At 32.2% G+C, this 14,564-nt stretch carries 19 protein-coding genes; 18 read left to right on the top strand and 1 reads right to left on the bottom strand.

What is annotated here, in order from left to right; translation table 11 throughout:
- The first annotated feature begins 148 nt into the window (after positions 1-148).
- From RWZ86_RS06935 to RWZ86_RS07020, 18 genes are all read left to right on the top strand, one after another.
- The gene (locus tag RWZ86_RS06935) at positions 149-625 is read left to right on the top strand and encodes a VanZ family protein (RefSeq protein WP_314680814.1); all 477 of its coding nucleotides are present in this window, start codon (positions 149-151) and stop codon (positions 623-625) included.
- Positions 626-723: 98 nt separating this feature from the next.
- Positions 724-1,782, top strand: a complete 1,059-nt coding sequence (comGA, locus tag RWZ86_RS06940) for a competence type IV pilus ATPase ComGA (protein WP_314680816.1) — start codon at positions 724-726, stop codon at positions 1,780-1,782.
- A complete protein-coding gene (comGB, locus tag RWZ86_RS06945) occupies positions 1,736-2,800 on the top strand; it encodes a competence type IV pilus assembly protein ComGB (RefSeq protein WP_314680819.1) in 1,065 nt (354 codons plus the stop codon). Before comGA ends, comGB begins: the two co-directional genes overlap by 47 nt.
- 1 nt (position 2,801) lies before the next feature.
- A complete protein-coding gene (comGC, locus tag RWZ86_RS06950; RefSeq protein ID WP_314680822.1) occupies positions 2,802-3,095 on the top strand; it encodes a competence type IV pilus major pilin ComGC in 294 nt (97 codons plus the stop codon).
- 26 nt (positions 3,096-3,121) lie between these two features.
- The gene (gene comGD, locus RWZ86_RS06955) at positions 3,122-3,568 is read left to right on the top strand and encodes a competence type IV pilus minor pilin ComGD (protein WP_314680824.1); all 447 of its coding nucleotides are present in this window, start codon (positions 3,122-3,124) and stop codon (positions 3,566-3,568) included.
- On the top strand, positions 3,549-3,941 hold the full coding sequence (locus tag RWZ86_RS06960; RefSeq protein WP_314680826.1) for a hypothetical protein: 393 nt from the start codon (positions 3,549-3,551) through the stop codon (positions 3,939-3,941). The genes comGD and RWZ86_RS06960 overlap by 20 nt, the downstream gene beginning before the upstream one ends.
- Complete coding sequence (locus RWZ86_RS06965; RefSeq protein ID WP_314680829.1) at positions 3,895-4,482, top strand: hypothetical protein; 588 nt, start codon at positions 3,895-3,897, stop codon at positions 4,480-4,482. The genes RWZ86_RS06960 and RWZ86_RS06965 overlap by 47 nt, the downstream gene beginning before the upstream one ends.
- Positions 4,442-4,831, top strand: a complete 390-nt coding sequence (locus tag RWZ86_RS06970) for a hypothetical protein (RefSeq protein ID WP_314680831.1) — start codon at positions 4,442-4,444, stop codon at positions 4,829-4,831. The genes RWZ86_RS06965 and RWZ86_RS06970 overlap by 41 nt, the downstream gene beginning before the upstream one ends.
- 65 nt (positions 4,832-4,896) lie before the next feature.
- Positions 4,897-5,778, top strand: coding sequence for a helix-turn-helix domain-containing protein (locus RWZ86_RS06975; protein WP_314680833.1), 882 nt, complete (start codon positions 4,897-4,899; stop codon positions 5,776-5,778).
- A 10-nt stretch (positions 5,779-5,788) separates the two neighbouring features.
- A complete protein-coding gene (gene pgsA / locus RWZ86_RS06980; protein ID WP_314680835.1) occupies positions 5,789-6,376 on the top strand; it encodes a CDP-diacylglycerol--glycerol-3-phosphate 3-phosphatidyltransferase in 588 nt (195 codons plus the stop codon).
- A 57-nt stretch (positions 6,377-6,433) separates the two neighbouring features.
- Positions 6,434-7,675 carry a competence/damage-inducible protein A gene (locus RWZ86_RS06985; RefSeq protein WP_314680836.1) on the top strand — a complete coding sequence of 414 codons (1,242 nt, stop codon included), beginning with the start codon at positions 6,434-6,436 and terminating at the stop codon, positions 7,673-7,675.
- 84 nt (positions 7,676-7,759) lie between these two features.
- Complete coding sequence (gene recA / locus RWZ86_RS06990) at positions 7,760-8,815, top strand: recombinase RecA (RefSeq protein ID WP_314680838.1); 1,056 nt, start codon at positions 7,760-7,762, stop codon at positions 8,813-8,815.
- 214 nt (positions 8,816-9,029) lie between these two features.
- Positions 9,030-9,725, top strand: a complete 696-nt coding sequence (locus RWZ86_RS06995) for a response regulator transcription factor (RefSeq protein ID WP_314680840.1) — start codon at positions 9,030-9,032, stop codon at positions 9,723-9,725.
- Positions 9,726-9,747: 22 nt separating this feature from the next.
- Positions 9,748-11,208, top strand: coding sequence for a HAMP domain-containing histidine kinase (locus RWZ86_RS07000; protein ID WP_314680842.1), 1,461 nt, complete (start codon positions 9,748-9,750; stop codon positions 11,206-11,208).
- Complete coding sequence (locus tag RWZ86_RS07005; protein WP_314680845.1) at positions 11,208-11,807, top strand: 5-formyltetrahydrofolate cyclo-ligase; 600 nt, start codon at positions 11,208-11,210, stop codon at positions 11,805-11,807. Before RWZ86_RS07000 ends, RWZ86_RS07005 begins: the two co-directional genes overlap by 1 nt.
- Positions 11,779-12,477 (top strand): rhomboid family intramembrane serine protease, encoded by a 699-nt coding sequence (locus RWZ86_RS07010; protein WP_314680847.1) that lies wholly within the window; start codon positions 11,779-11,781, stop codon positions 12,475-12,477. The genes RWZ86_RS07005 and RWZ86_RS07010 overlap by 29 nt, the downstream gene beginning before the upstream one ends.
- A gap of 60 nt (positions 12,478-12,537) precedes the next feature.
- The gene (locus RWZ86_RS07015; RefSeq protein WP_314680850.1) at positions 12,538-13,506 is read left to right on the top strand and encodes an ROK family glucokinase; all 969 of its coding nucleotides are present in this window, start codon (positions 12,538-12,540) and stop codon (positions 13,504-13,506) included.
- 18 nt (positions 13,507-13,524) lie between these two features.
- Positions 13,525-13,905 (top strand): rhodanese-like domain-containing protein, encoded by a 381-nt coding sequence (locus RWZ86_RS07020; protein WP_314450278.1) that lies wholly within the window; start codon positions 13,525-13,527, stop codon positions 13,903-13,905.
- 208 nt (positions 13,906-14,113) lie between these two features.
- Here the strand turns inward: RWZ86_RS07020 and RWZ86_RS07025 are convergent, their stop codons facing one another.
- Positions 14,114-14,413 carry a DUF1827 family protein gene (locus RWZ86_RS07025; RefSeq protein WP_314680852.1) on the bottom strand — a complete coding sequence of 100 codons (300 nt, stop codon included), beginning with the start codon at positions 14,411-14,413 and terminating at the stop codon, positions 14,114-14,116.
- Between the last annotated feature and the right edge of the window lie 151 nt (positions 14,414-14,564).

Consider the following 14,564-nt stretch of genomic DNA (forward strand, 5'->3'; position numbering starts at 1 on the left):
TCATACTAACTTCTAGTTTTGATACTTAACTAGAAGTTACTTTGAAACTTTACGTGTTATAGTAAGAGTTTTTGTTTTTCTAAAATTGCTTGACAATTTATATATGGTAGCCAATAATGAATTTATTCTAGTAAATAGGAGGGATTCTATGACAAGAACCACTAGAGGAACAGTATCGATTATTATTGCGATTGTATTAATGGGGATTATATTTTATAGTTCTTCAATGCCTTATCATGATCAATCACTTGTTTCAAATATACAGACAATCCTACCATTTCAACCTTTTTCAGAGATGTTATCGAAAATTCATTTTACATATGCAGGAAAAGTGATTAGTATTCCAAGTTTAGGATATGCTCAATTTCTTGAATTTTTTATTCGTAAGGGAGCTCATTTCTTAGTTTATTATTTCATTGGATATCATTGGTCTAAAGGACTAAAAATTCATTTGAAAAATCGTGGTTGGAGTTTAATGATTGCAATTTTCATTACTGTTTTATATGCTATTACAGATGAATTTCACCAAGGCTTAACTCCAGGTAGAACCCCATTAATTCAAGATGTTATCTTAGATAGTTTTGGAGGAATTTTTGGAGCATTATTAGGATTTTTAAAAAAATAAAAAATAATTTTAAAAAAAATCGAGGAAAAAAATTTTTTCTCGATTTTTTTGCGTATATATAGAGTGACTAGTCAATTTTTTATAAAGGAGGGAGAAAAATGGAGGAGCTAACGAATGAAATTTTATTGGCAGCACTCCAATTCCGCATTGATGACATTCATTTATTGCCTTTTGGGGAGGAGTATCGTTTTTATTTACGAGATGGGGAGCAATTATCCTTACTAAAGACAATTGATTCGGATACTGCTAATCGGTGGATTACTTTTGTAAAGTATCGGTCTGGAATGGATGTAGGGGAAAAACGTAGACCGCAAAGTGGTGCAATGAAATATGAATTAACAAATGGAACAAGTATTGAATTAAGGTTATCAGTGATCACAAACTTTAAAATGCAAACTTCTGTTGTGATTCGTTTATTACATTTATCGATGGAGGAGAAAAAATCTGGGGAGGTATCGACTTATTTTCCTAAAGATATTGAGCTTCTTCAAAGAATGTTGCATTACAAGAGTGGGCTAATATTATTTTCAGGACCTGTCAGCTCCGGAAAAACGACGACGATGTATCACTTGTTAAGAAACCGTGTTAATGATACTAATTTGCAAGTTATCACAATGGAAGAGCCTGTTGAAATGAGTGAACCATTGTTTTTACAAACAGAAATCAATGAAAAAGCAGGAATTACGTATGAATTGCTCATCAAAAGTTCATTAAGGCATCATCCAGATATGATGCTCATCGGAGAAATTCGAGATGAAATGACAGCAAAAATGGTCATTCGTGGAGCATTAACAGGTCATTTAATGTTAGCAACGGTTCATGCAAAAGATTGTAAAGGAGTTATCTCAAGATTAGAGGAATTAGGAATTACAAAAGATTTATTAAGACAAACATTAGTAGCAGTCGTGGCACAGCGGTTAGTGCCGAGATATTGTTCTCTATGCCAGAGTCATTGTTGTTTTCATTGTAATCATATTTCTCTTTCAAAGAAAAAGGCTACTTTATTTGATATTGCTTATGGAACTTCATTGCAACATTTAATTCAAGAAGAAGGATTTTTAAATCCTTTGGAACATCCGTTTAATAGAAAGTTGAGGAAAGCTTATGCACTTGGATATATTTCAAAACAAAGTCTCGAAGCCTACCAAATCTATTAAGAAATGGTCTAACAAAACACAAGCGTTATTTTTAACTCAAGTAGGGGAACTACTAGAAGAGGGATTTACATTACAAGAAACATTGGAATTTGCCAAATTACTCATTCCAAAACAAGAAGCCGTCATTAGTATCATGATGGAACATTTATTGATGGGCGAGAGATTTGATGAAGCTTTACATCTTGTAGGGTATTCTGATTCGATTTGTTCACAAATTTATTTATCCATGTCGACAGGTTCTTTTGCACTTTCTTGTCGAACGATTGGACAATATTTAATACAAAAAGATCAACAACTGAAGAAGTTACGTCAAGTATTAATTTATCCGTGCATTTTGATTGTGTTTTTAGTTTGTATGGTAGCTGCCATTCGCTATTTATTACTAGGGCAACTGCAGTCGATGGTTCAAGTAGAGAGTATTAAAGACCATATGATGCTTTATTTGATATGGAATGGCTTTGTTCATTTGCCTTGGATTGTATTAGGAGTTAGTCTCTTTATAGGAACTGTAGTCGGCATAGTGTATGTATATTGGAAAAATAAAACTATTTTGAAACGCCTACGATTTTTAACTCGACTCCCAATAGTCGGAAGTCTTGTCCAACAATATTACACCTTTTTATATGCTAGAGAATTTGCTTATTTTTTAGGAAATGGACAGTCATTACTGCAAATGATTGAACAGATGAAGCAAGCAGGCACAAGTCCTCTAACAAAGGCTATCGCAGAATTTATTGAAGATGAAATGCAAAAAGGAACCTCGTTTTCAAGTGCGATTGATCAATTGAAGTTATTTCAACAACCACTCATTTTATTAATTGTTCAAGGAGAACTAACACACCAATTAGATATTAAATTGCGACAATTTTCAAAAAATTCATTTGAGGATTTTAAAGGAACACTGGAAAAGAAAATTATGCTTGTTCAGCCGGTTCTATTTATTGGAATTGGGCTTATGATTATGTCAATGTATATTATTTTAATGTTACCAACGTTAACAATGATTGGAGGAAATTAAGATGAAAAAATTACTAAAAAAGAAAAAAGGATTTACATTAATTGAGTTACTCATTTGTTTATTTATTATCGGGTTGATGATGCTACTCATTATCCCAAATATTGCGAAACAAAGAGAAGAAGCACAAAAGAAATCAGATGCTGCGATTGTGAAAGTAATTAAAAATCAGCAAGAATTGTATCAATTAGATAAAAATATAACAGATAAGCCAACACCGGAAAAGTTAGAACAAGAGCATTATATAACAGCTGAACAATTGAAAGCATATAATGATTCCAAAAGCCCTAAAGAATAATGAAATTAAATAAGAGAAGGGAATCTATGAAATCTCATGCATTTACTCTTGTAGAGCTACTTGTTTCACTCAGTATTCTTATAATATTATTATGGCTAGTTCCTCCAGCTATAGTGGATTTTGGAGAAACGTATCAAGAAAGAGTGTTTATTAAGCAGTTTGAAAATGATTTGAAATTGGTGCAGTCGAGTGCACAGGCAACGGGAAAAAGTTCAACAGTAGAAATAAATAATCCTAATAATAATTATTATCACTTAAGTTGTCCAGGAAATGAATCATTAAATACAGATAGAATAATTCCAAAAAGTATTTCAACAACCAATATTCCTTTAATTCGATTTAGAGGAGAAACAGGAAATTTAACGACGTTTAATAAGGTTTCTCAAATAACATTTAAAGGGAAAAAATATTCATACCATTTTACATTTCATCTAGGTGGGGGGAGATATTATGTTGAAATTTCAAAAAATTAAAGCTTACGCCTTTGTAGAAGCTTTATTAGCTTTAATGATCGCAACTTTAACCGTATTATTACTATCTTTTATATTGGGAAATTCTTTAAAAAGAGAGAAAAATGAAGCATGTACATTAAATGAATATTCAAATCAATTAATAAAGTTACATGAACGTAGGGTACCAGTTCCTTATGCTAAAGAAAAAAAGGGAAAAGAGGATGAGTCTATAAAGAAAGATGAAAAATCTTCTAAAACTAAAGAGCAATCCCATTATAAAAAATCCACTTCAAAAACAGCACCGACTTCTATTGCAATTCATTGTAATCAAGAGGAGGTGATTCAGATTGAAGGAATTGGTTCTACAGAAAAAGTCAGGATTTCTTCTGATTGAACAATTAATGGCTTTAGCAATATTTGCAGTTAGTCTTCTACTGATTAGTGGAGTTTACCAAGTATTATTGAAAGTGCAAAATAAATTAGAAGTTCCAAATTATATAGAGTGGCATTTAATGGTGATTCAAATGGATACACATTTACAAGGGTATGCTAGACCCTTGGTTTCTTTTGAAACAGAATTTAAAGATGGAAGACCAACTCAAGAAGAAGATTATTCAATTCGTGCTAAATCAGATAATAATCAGTTAAAGTCCACACTTTGGATTAGTAAGGGAGAAGGTAAAGGAAAAGGTTACCATCCATTATTAATTGGATATGAAAAAATGCTACTTCAAGGGGAAAAAGATGGAGTACGTTTGAAAGGAATTCTACGAAATAACGAAAAATTTGAGACCTATTTTATTCCAGGGAATCGTGTCATTTCAATTGAAAAAGAAATTATTCAAGATGAGAAATCTTCTCCTAGTAAAGAGAAACATAAAAAGGAGGACACTCGTGAGAAAGAATCTGATAAAACGTCAAAAGATAAAAGCTAGTTTAGTAGTCCCTTTCTTAGCATTATTATTTGTTACAAGCTTAGTAACGGTTGCTTTTTATCAAATTCGAGTAGCAAATGCGAATCAGTATCGATTAATTCGTGATACGTATCGACTAAAAATAATGTTAGAATTATCGACTCAAAATTTAGATTATTATTTAGAAGTCAAAGAAAACGAAATGATTTATCCTACTAGAATAGACTTTTCTACTGGGAATGTAGAAATTAAATGGGATGGAAAAAGTCAAGTTTTTGATTTAATCGCTCATCTAAAAAATGGTTCTACTCGTTCTGAAAAAGTTTATCTTGTAATGAATGAGAAGAAAGTTGTCGAAAAAACACAGTGAATGAGTTTGTTTCATATGCAATCTATGGTATACTTTTCATGACAATATGAAAAGTTGGTGATTAAATGGAACAAACAATTGGAGAAATCTTAAAACGTGCTCGTCAACAAAAAGGATATACTTTAGACGACTTGCAACAAATTACAAAAATTCAAAAAAAATATTTAATTGCAATCGAAGAGAATGATTTCGATTTAATGCCTGGAGACTTTTATACTCGTGCATTTATTAAGCAAGTAGCAGAAACAGTTGGAGTAGACGGTGTTCGATTATTAGAGGAATTTGAATTAGAAACTCCAAAAAATCCTGGAGGAATTCCTGAGGAAGAATCTGTATTAGCAGATAAAAAATTCATCTCAAGTCGTTTATCTAATAATAGAGAGGCTCAAACTTCTGTTACAAAAGCTTGGGGACAATTTAAAAATTATTTACCTACAATTTTATTAGGAATGTTAGCTGTAGCAATTGTATTTGCGATTGCACAGTCATTATTGAATAAACGTTCAACGCCGAAGCCAGCAGCAGTTGCAACTACTGTAACAGCTCAAAATACTACAACAGCTGAGAAAGCAGAAGAAACAACAGTTGCAGAAACAACACAATCAACAACTACTACAAAAGAATCAAAAGAAACAACCATTCGTTATTCATATGCAAACGGAAATTCATTATATTATACAGCAAAATTAGCTGAATTTCCTGCAAACTTAGTAGTAACAAACCGTGCAAGAACACAATTATGGGCAAGAATTACAGCAAATCAAAAAGTAGTAGCCGATGGAGCTCCAACTACAGGACAACAATTAGTAGGATCAATCCCTGAAGGTACAAATTCAATTGTTTTAAACTTCGGTTATACACCAGTTGGTACGATTACTTTAGCAGGGCAAGAAATCCAAATTCCTGATGGAGTAAGTGCTACGGCTATTTACATTACAGTGGAATAGAGGGAATAGGATGAATATTGCCAATCGATTAACTATTGCTCGAATTGTCATGATTCCATTGTTCTTAATAATTATGTGTTTTCCAAAAGATGCTTTAGGAATGGTGAATGTTCTTCATTCAAATTTAAGTGTTAGTTGGTTATTAGCAATGATTATTTTTACTATTGCAAGCATTACCGATTTTTTAGATGGTTATTTAGCTAGAAAATATCACTTAATTACAAATTTTGGGAAATTTGCCGATCCTTTAGCAGATAAATTATTAGTGATGACGGCTTTTATTGCATTAGTAGGGGCCGGTGTCATTCCAATGTGGATTGTAGCAGTGATTGTATGTAGAGAATTAGCTGTAACAGGACTTCGTTTATTATTAATTAATGATGGTGAAGTACTGGCAGCAGCATGGCCTGGAAAAGTTAAAACAGCAACACAAATGCTAGCGATTATCTTTTTATTAATTGATGATTTTCCAGTTAAAGGATTACCATTTTCAATTGGTACGATTTTGTTATATGTGTGTTTAGTGGCAACAGTATATTCAGGAGTAGATTACTTTATAAAAAATAAACATGTTTTTGCAGATTCATTTTCTGTTTAATGGTGGAGGCTGGGAGTACCTGGCCTCTTTATTTTTTATAAATGAGGAGTAAAAAGTATGAAAGCAGAAATTATTACAGTCGGTACAGAATTATTAATGGGCCAAGTGATTAATACGAATAGTGCAACTATTGCTAGAGAATTAGCAAAGTTGTCTATTCCAACTTATTACCAACAAACTGTTGGAGATAATCCAGAAAGAATGTTTGAAAGTATTCAACTAGCTAGTAGTCGTAGTGATTTAATTATTTTAAGTGGTGGATTAGGTCCTACAACAGATGATATTACAAAACAAGTTTTAGCGAAATTTGTTCAAACAGAATTAGTAGAAGATGAAGAAGCGATGGATAAAATTATTCGTTTCCATCAACAATCTCACCGTCCGATGAGTCCTAATAATCGACTTCAAGCATTAGCGTTTAAAGATGAAACAGTTTTTAAAAATCATAATGGTTTAGCAATCGGTGGAGCACTAGAAACGGATTCAACTATTTTTATTGTTTTACCGGGCCCACCGAGTGAGTTAAAAATGATGCTTGAAAAAGAGGCAATTCCTTATTTAAAAGAAAAAGTTTCAAATGAAGAAACTTTTGTATCTAGATATTTACGTTTCTTCGGAATTGGAGAATCTAGATTAGTAACGGATTTAGAACAATTAATTGAAGAACAAACAAATCCAACCATTGCTCCATATGCAGGTATGTATGAAGTAGTGCTTCGATTAACTGCAAATGGCGATACAAAAGAAGAGTGTGAACGATTATTAGATGAATTAGAAGAAAAAATCTTGTCCGTTGAAAGTGAATATTTCTATGGATATGGAGAATACGAATCGCTATTATCGATTACAAGCGAATTATTAAAAAGTAGCGGATTAAGTATCGCTTCAGCAGAAAGTTTAACGGGAGGGCTCTTTGCTTCGACATTAGTTTCTATAGACGGAAGTTCGCAGTATGTATTAGGTTCTTGTGTTGCATATCAAGAAGCTGTAAAGAAAAATCAATTACAAGTTCCACAAGAAATTTTAGAAAAATATGGAATGGTTAGTGCAGAGTGTGCAGAAGCAATGGCAGAAAATGTACGAACAATATTCGGTAGTGACCTTGGAATTTCCTTTACCGGTGTAGCAGGTCCTTCAACAATGGAAGGAAAAGAAGTAGGTACAATATTTATTTCATTAGCGGATGAATTAGAAACAAAAACAATAGAATTACATCTAGCAAGAAATCGAAATGGAAACCGTGAATTTGCGGTTCAATATGGCTTAAACGAGCTAAGAAAATATTTATTAAAAAAATAACAGAACAAATGTTCGTTTTTTCTTGCTTTCAGTATGAAGTATAGTGTATGATAAGGATGAATTAAGAGGACATGGAGGTTTAACATGGCAGATCAAGAAAATCGTCAACGTGCATTAGATGATGCATTGAAAAAAATTGAAAAGAGTTATGGGAAAGGTGCAGTAATGAAATTAGGAGAAAAAGCTGATTCGCAAGTTCAGACTGTTTCTTCAGGTTCATTAGCATTAGATATTGCATTAGGAGCAGGTGGTTACCCTAAAGGAAGAATTATTGAGATTTTTGGTCCTGAATCAAGTGGTAAAACAACAGTTGCTTTACATGCGGTAGCAGAAGTACAAAAACGTGGTGGAGTAGCAGCGTTTATCGATGCGGAACATGCTTTAGATCCAGAATATGCAAGAGCATTAGGCGTTAATATTGAAGAATTACTATTATCTCAACCAGACACTGGTGAACAAGGACTAGGAATTGCAGATGCGTTAGTAGCTTCAGGTGCAGTTGATATCGTGATTGTCGACTCAGTTGCTGCATTAGTACCACGTGCTGAAATTGAAGGAGATATGGGACAATCTCATGTGGGGCTTCAAGCTCGTTTAATGTCTCAAGCACTTCGTAAATTATCAGGGACTATTAACCGCACAAAAACAATTGCTATCTTTATTAACCAATTGCGTGAAAAAGTTGGAATTATGTTCGGTAATCCAGAAACAACACCTGGTGGTCGTGCGTTAAAATTCTATGCAAGTATTCGTTTAGATGTTCGTCGTAGTGATCAAATTAAAAATGGAGCAGAAATTTTAGGAAATCACACTAAAATTAAAGTAGTGAAAAATAAAGTTGCGCCACCATTTAAAACAGCTGAAGTGGATATTATGTATGGAGAAGGAATTTCTCAAATTGGTGAAATTTTAGATATGGCTTCTGATTTAGATTTAGTGAAGAAGAGCGGTGCATGGTATGCTTATAATGATGAAAAAATTGGACAAGGCCGTGAAAATGCGAAAAAATATTTGACGGAACATCCAGAAATCGTTGAAGTATTAACACAAAAAATTCGTGCTTACTATAATATTGGTGGAGAAGTCGTCTCTCAAGAAGTCGAGGATTTAGGTCAAACAAATTTATTAGATGAAGAATAGTATACAAAAGGAGAATGAACTGAAATTGTTCATTCTCTTTTTTGTATGATTTATAAAATATTCATATAAAATCGAAATTATTTTAATCATTTCATTCGGTTAAAAGTCAAAGAAATTCGTTAAGATGGTGTTTTTTTTTTCGAAGGGCTATAATGGAAACAAAGAATATGTTATGATAGTTATGAATGTAAAAATATTAGGGAGAGGTGTATCCATGTCCACGAATCAAAGGATCTTAATTATTGAAGACGAAAAAAATTTAGCACGATTTGTAGAATTAGAATTACAACACGAAGGATATGAAACAAAAATTTGTTTTGATGGACGAAGTGGCTTGCAGGCAGCGATAGATGAAGATTGGGATGTTATTTTATTAGATCTAATGTTGCCAGAATTAAATGGATTAGAAGTAGTACGCCGGTTACGTCAGGTGAAAAAAACGCCAATTATTATTATGACAGCTAGAGATTCTGTAATGGATCGGGTAACTGGATTAGATCAAGGGGCGGATGATTATGTTGTTAAGCCTTTTGAAATTGAGGAAATTTTAGCAAGAATTCGTGCATTGTTCAGAAGGTTAAGTATCGAAGAGGAAGCGCGAGTACAAAAACAAACGATTTTAGAATATCGTGATTTAGTCATTGAAAAAGAAAATCGTACAGTACGTCGTAATGGAGAATTAATTGATTTAACAAAGAGAGAATATGAATTACTATTAATGTTAATGGAAAACATTAATATTGTGCTTTCTCGTGAAGTTTTATTAAACCAAGTATGGGGCTATAAAATGGAAGTGGAAACGAATGTTATCGATGTATATATTCGTTACTTAAGAAATAAAATTGATATTCCAGGACGAGAAAGTTATATTCAAACAGTTCGTGGAACTGGATATGTAATGCGTCGTTAATGAAAACATAATGGAGGATATCATGAGACAAAAACATGAAGAGACTTCCGTTGGGAAAAAATGGTGGTTGATTATTTCGACCACTATTTTTTTACTATTCACATTGGTTACAATTGCTTTTTTAGGATTTGAAATCCAATATTATCAAAATCAAAAAATAGAACTAACGGAAAAATATAGAGAACAATTGAGCGGAAAATTATCAGAGTATGAAGCGCCACTAACTTCAGCAAATATTGTAGCAACATTGAATCAAAATAATAGTTACCAAAAAGATAAAGATGGTGTTTATCAAAAGAAATTTTATATTAATGATCAACAGTTCAATGTACAAGTGTATGGAACAAATCGAAAAGAAATTTTTAGAACCCAATCTTGGAATGATGGAGAATTAATTGGAAATGATGCTAAAACTCAAATTAAGAAATTAAAAAATGGGCAAACGATTTTTCAAACTTCTATGCCTATTATTTCTAATAAGTCAAGAATTTTAATAGGCTATTTAGCAATTACAAATCGATTAGATAATTTAAAACAATTAAAAGAGGAATTAAATCAGCTAGCGCTGTTGATTCTTTTTGTTTCTGCCATTATTGCGATTGTTCTAGGATACTTACTATCGAATCAAATGACAAAACCTATTAAAAAAATTCAAGAAATCATTTCGTCTATCAGTGAAGAAAATATTTCAACGAAGCGAATTAAAGTTTCGGAAAAGAACGATGAATTTGCAATTGTTTCTGAACATTTTAATGAATTATTAGATAAGATTAGTTTTTATATTGAACAACAAAAACACTTCGTGGAAGATGTATCCCATGAATTAAGAACTCCCGTAGCAATTGTGGAAGGGCATTTAAAATTATTAAATCGATGGGGAAAAGATGATCCCGAAGTTTTAGAAGAATCTCTACAAGCTTCTTTAGTAGAGTTGCAAAGAATGAAAACTTTAGTGCAAGAGATGTTAGATTTATCACGTGCTCCTCAAGTTAAGGAACAATATAAGGATGCTACAACAAATGTTACAGATGTAGTGAAACAGGTAGTGCATAATTTTCGAGTGTTATATCCCGATTTTACATTCACATTTGATGATGATTTAAAAAGAGATTTATGGATTCCTATTTACTTAAATCATTTAGAGCAAGTAGTGATTATTTTAATGGATAATGCTGTTAAATATTCTCTTGAACGAAAAGAGATTATAATGAGTTTATCTAAGGGAGAAGAACATGTAGAAATTGCTGTTCAAGATTTCGGTATGGGAATGACCGAGGAAGACCGTAAAAAAGTTTTCTCAAGATTTTATCGTGTAGATAAAGCTCGTTCAAGAGAAAGAGGCGGTAATGGTTTAGGCTTATCTATTGCTAAAGAATTGATTGAAAGTTATGATGGAGAAATTTCAGTAACCACTTTATTAAATCATGGTTCAATTTTTAAAATTACATTACCTTTAACAAAGAAAGATAAAGGGTTGAAGTAATGGAAAATTTAAAAATGGATAAGGCAGATACCAGAAAAATTGCAAAAGAAATTTTGATGAGCTTATCTATAGAAAAAAGAAATCATCAAGAAGAACTTATATTAGACTATTTAAAAAATCTTCCTGAATGGACAGAAGCAAAAATCATTGCATTAACGAAGTCAATGCCAATGGAATTTTCATTGGATAAGGTGGTAAAGTTAGCAAGAATGATGGATAAGACGCTTGTAGTTCCAGTAACTTTACCAAATAGAAAAATGAAATTTGCATATTGGGATGAAAAGACTGAATTTCAAAAAAATTCCTTTGGAGTAGAAGAGCCTACTCAGCCAGTTTGGGTGGATGAAAAACAGATTGATTTAGTCATTGTTCCAGGACTGGCTTATTCTAAAAAAGGAGAACGATTAGGATTTGGTGGAGGTTACTATGATCGTTTCATAGAACAACAGAACTTTTCTACCATTAGTTTAGCTTATCAGGAACAAGTTTATGATGAAGCTGTTTGGAATGTGGAAGTATTTGATCAAGCAGTTCAAATGCTGATTACAAAGGAAGGGGTGATTCATTCAGATGAATTATTGGAAAAAAGAGAGATATAAAAGAACGATTTTACAACATTTAACAGTTGCGAATCTATTTTTATTGATACAAATCATCATGTTTATCATAATGACATTAAGTGGGGGTTCAACAAATCCAGGGGTTTTAGTCTATTTTGGAGCAAAATATAATCCATTTATTATTGCTTTTCATCAATATTGGCGCTTTATAACACCGATATTTTTGCATATTGGATTGGAACATCTTGTAATGAATAGTATCTTTTTATATTTTTTAGGAAATCAATTAGAAAGTATCGTTGGTCATGGGAGATTTTTTGTAATCTATCTACTAAGTGGTATCATGGGAAATATTGCAAGTTTTGCTTTTAGCCCTTCTATTTCAGCAGGGGCTAGTACTTCATTGTTTGGCTTATTTGGAATTATTTTATATTTATCTACGAAACATAAATATATTTATTTTTTCAGAGAATTAGGAATGCAATATAAAGCTTTATTAATCATGAATCTTTTGTCCAGTTTATTCCTTAGTAGAGTAGATGTTTATGGCCATCTTGGTGGTTTAGTAGGTGGATATATTGCGACAGCTGTTTTTACCTTTAGAGGAGATGGAGTAACAAAAATTTATGAAAGAATCCTCTTTGGGATTGCTTACATTATTGTGTTTATCCTCTTATTCTTTATTGGCATAAAACAATTTTTACTATGAAAACTGTTTACTAACTGATATACTATAATTAAATTGAATACGTTTTATGAGGTGAGTATTATGAATAAAAAAATTATCGGGATTGATTTAGGAGGAACCTCAATTAAATTTGCTATTTTAACACAAAATGGTGAAATTCAAGAAAAATGGTCTATTCCAACAAATATTTTAGATGAAGGAAGCCATATTGTTCCAGATATTATTCAATCGATTAAACATAAACTAACGCTGTTAGGCTTAACAAAAGATGACTTTTTAGGAATTGGAATGGGTTCTCCTGGTGTAGTAAATCGCCTAGAAGGAACTGTTATTGGTGCGTATAATTTAAACTGGAAAACATTACAACCAATTAAAGAACAAATTGAATCAGAACTACGCTTATCATTTTATATTGATAATGATGCGAATGTGGCTGCCCTAGGTGAAAAATGGGTTGGTGCAGGAAATAATGAACCAGATGTTGTTTTTGTAACACTAGGAACTGGTGTTGGTGGTGGAGTAATTGCCGGTAACCAATTAATTCATGGGTTTAGTGGTGCTGGTGGCGAACTAGGTCATATTGCAGTTGATTTTGAAGATCCAATCTCTTGTACATGCGGCAAGAAAGGTTGTTTAGAAACTGTAGCAAGTGCAACAGGTATTGTTAACTTAACTCGTCGTTATGCAGAACAATATGCTGGAGATTCTGAATTGAAAGCAAGAATTGATGACGGGCAACAAGTCACTGCTAAAGATGTTTTTGATTTGGCAAAAGAAGAGGATAAATTAGCGTTAATCGTGATTCGTCATTTCTCAGAATATTTAGGTGTAGCATGTTCTCATATAGCGAATATTTTAAATCCTTCAAGAATTGTCATTGGTGGTGGAGTGAGTGCTGCTGGTGAATTTTTATTAAAAGGTGTTCGTGAAGAATTTGAGAAAAATGTTTTCCCACCAATTAAAGAATCAACTGTTTTAGCTTTAGCTGAATTAGGTAATGATGCTGGGGTTATTGGAGCCGCTTCATTAGTATTAATTGGAAAATCTTAATCAGAGAGGTAGTATTGTATGTTATTTTGGATTGTTTGGAGTATTTTAGCAGTATATGTTGCGTATATTGCAGTATTATTTTGGATGCGTCGTAGTGCAGCTGAAACTTTAGATGTAACGGAATTTAGTAAAGACTTACGTCATGGTCAATTAATTGATTTGCGAGAAAAGGATGAATTTAGAGCTGGTCATATTTTAGGAGCTAGAAATATTCCTTATTCTCAATTTAAGGATCGTATGTTTGAATTAAGAAAGGATCAACCGATTTATTTATATGAGCAAGGGATGACGATTTCTGGAAGAGCAGCGTATCGTTTAAAACGTAAAGGTTATTCAAATATTTTCATTTTGAAAAATGGATATGATGCTTGGAATGGGAAGGTCAAAAAAGGGTATTAAGGATTAAATTAAGACTTTGTCTGATGTAGCAAGAAACGGCAGCAGCTTCGCGAAGCGAATCTCATGACAATGCTACATGGAAAATTCTTTTTAATTCAATACAATATAATTACTTTTTGTTAAAAATAAAAGAACGAGATTGAAAAGGTCAATCTCGTTTTTTTACTATATATGGAATAGTGACAGTACAGGTGTTCTTTAAAACATTTTATGAAAAGTTTATTTTTGGTTTCTCTACTGGAATACTAATTTCAACAAAATTATCTGCGTAAATAATATCTAAATTATCATAAGTTGTATGAAGCAAACGATGAACAACAAATTCAATTTCATTGTCTTTTACACGACGCTTACGGTTGAGAATAACGATATCTTTATGAGTAGCAGCATCTTCATAAATAACAGTTGTTTGTCCTAATGAATACACTTTTACAAAAAATGCATCCGTATTGGCTAATTGCTCTTTAACAAGTTTTAAGTGACTATTGGTAATATCAATTAACTTCATTTTCATACACCCTTTACTGTAATCTCTTTCTATTATTATACTCTTTTTTTCTGAAAAATTCATTATTAAAGTTCAAAAAAATGAAAAAACATAATCTACGTAAAGTTTCAAAGTAACTTCTAGTTAAGTATCAAAACTAGAAGTTAGTATG

This window comes from uncultured Granulicatella sp. (assembly GCF_963545075.1).
GTDB lineage: Bacteria > Bacillota > Bacilli > Lactobacillales > Aerococcaceae > Granulicatella.

Excerpts from the sequence above, each read along its gene's own strand:
- RWZ86_RS06935 (WP_314680814.1), top strand. The coding sequence starts at position 149 with ATGACAAGAACCACTAGAGGAACAGTATCGATTATTATTGCGATTGTA.
- comGA (WP_314680816.1), top strand. The coding sequence starts at position 724 with ATGGAGGAGCTAACGAATGAAATTTTATTGGCAGCACTCCAATTCCGC.
- comGC (WP_314680822.1), top strand. The coding sequence starts at position 2,802 with ATGAAAAAATTACTAAAAAAGAAAAAAGGATTTACATTAATTGAGTTA.
- comGD (WP_314680824.1), top strand. The coding sequence starts at position 3,122 with ATGAAATCTCATGCATTTACTCTTGTAGAGCTACTTGTTTCACTCAGT.
- RWZ86_RS06975 (WP_314680833.1), top strand. The coding sequence starts at position 4,897 with ATGGAACAAACAATTGGAGAAATCTTAAAACGTGCTCGTCAACAAAAA.
- pgsA (WP_314680835.1), top strand. The coding sequence starts at position 5,789 with ATGAATATTGCCAATCGATTAACTATTGCTCGAATTGTCATGATTCCA.
- RWZ86_RS06985 (WP_314680836.1), top strand. The coding sequence starts at position 6,434 with ATGAAAGCAGAAATTATTACAGTCGGTACAGAATTATTAATGGGCCAA.
- recA (WP_314680838.1), top strand. The coding sequence starts at position 7,760 with ATGGCAGATCAAGAAAATCGTCAACGTGCATTAGATGATGCATTGAAA.
- RWZ86_RS06995 (WP_314680840.1), top strand. The coding sequence starts at position 9,030 with ATGTCCACGAATCAAAGGATCTTAATTATTGAAGACGAAAAAAATTTA.
- RWZ86_RS07000 (WP_314680842.1), top strand. The coding sequence starts at position 9,748 with ATGAGACAAAAACATGAAGAGACTTCCGTTGGGAAAAAATGGTGGTTG.
- RWZ86_RS07005 (WP_314680845.1), top strand. The coding sequence starts at position 11,208 with ATGGAAAATTTAAAAATGGATAAGGCAGATACCAGAAAAATTGCAAAA.
- RWZ86_RS07010 (WP_314680847.1), top strand. The coding sequence starts at position 11,779 with ATGAATTATTGGAAAAAAGAGAGATATAAAAGAACGATTTTACAACAT.
- RWZ86_RS07015 (WP_314680850.1), top strand. The coding sequence starts at position 12,538 with ATGAATAAAAAAATTATCGGGATTGATTTAGGAGGAACCTCAATTAAA.
- RWZ86_RS07020 (WP_314450278.1), top strand. The coding sequence starts at position 13,525 with ATGTTATTTTGGATTGTTTGGAGTATTTTAGCAGTATATGTTGCGTAT.
- RWZ86_RS07025 (WP_314680852.1), bottom strand. The coding sequence starts at position 14,413 with ATGAAGTTAATTGATATTACCAATAGTCACTTAAAACTTGTTAAAGAG.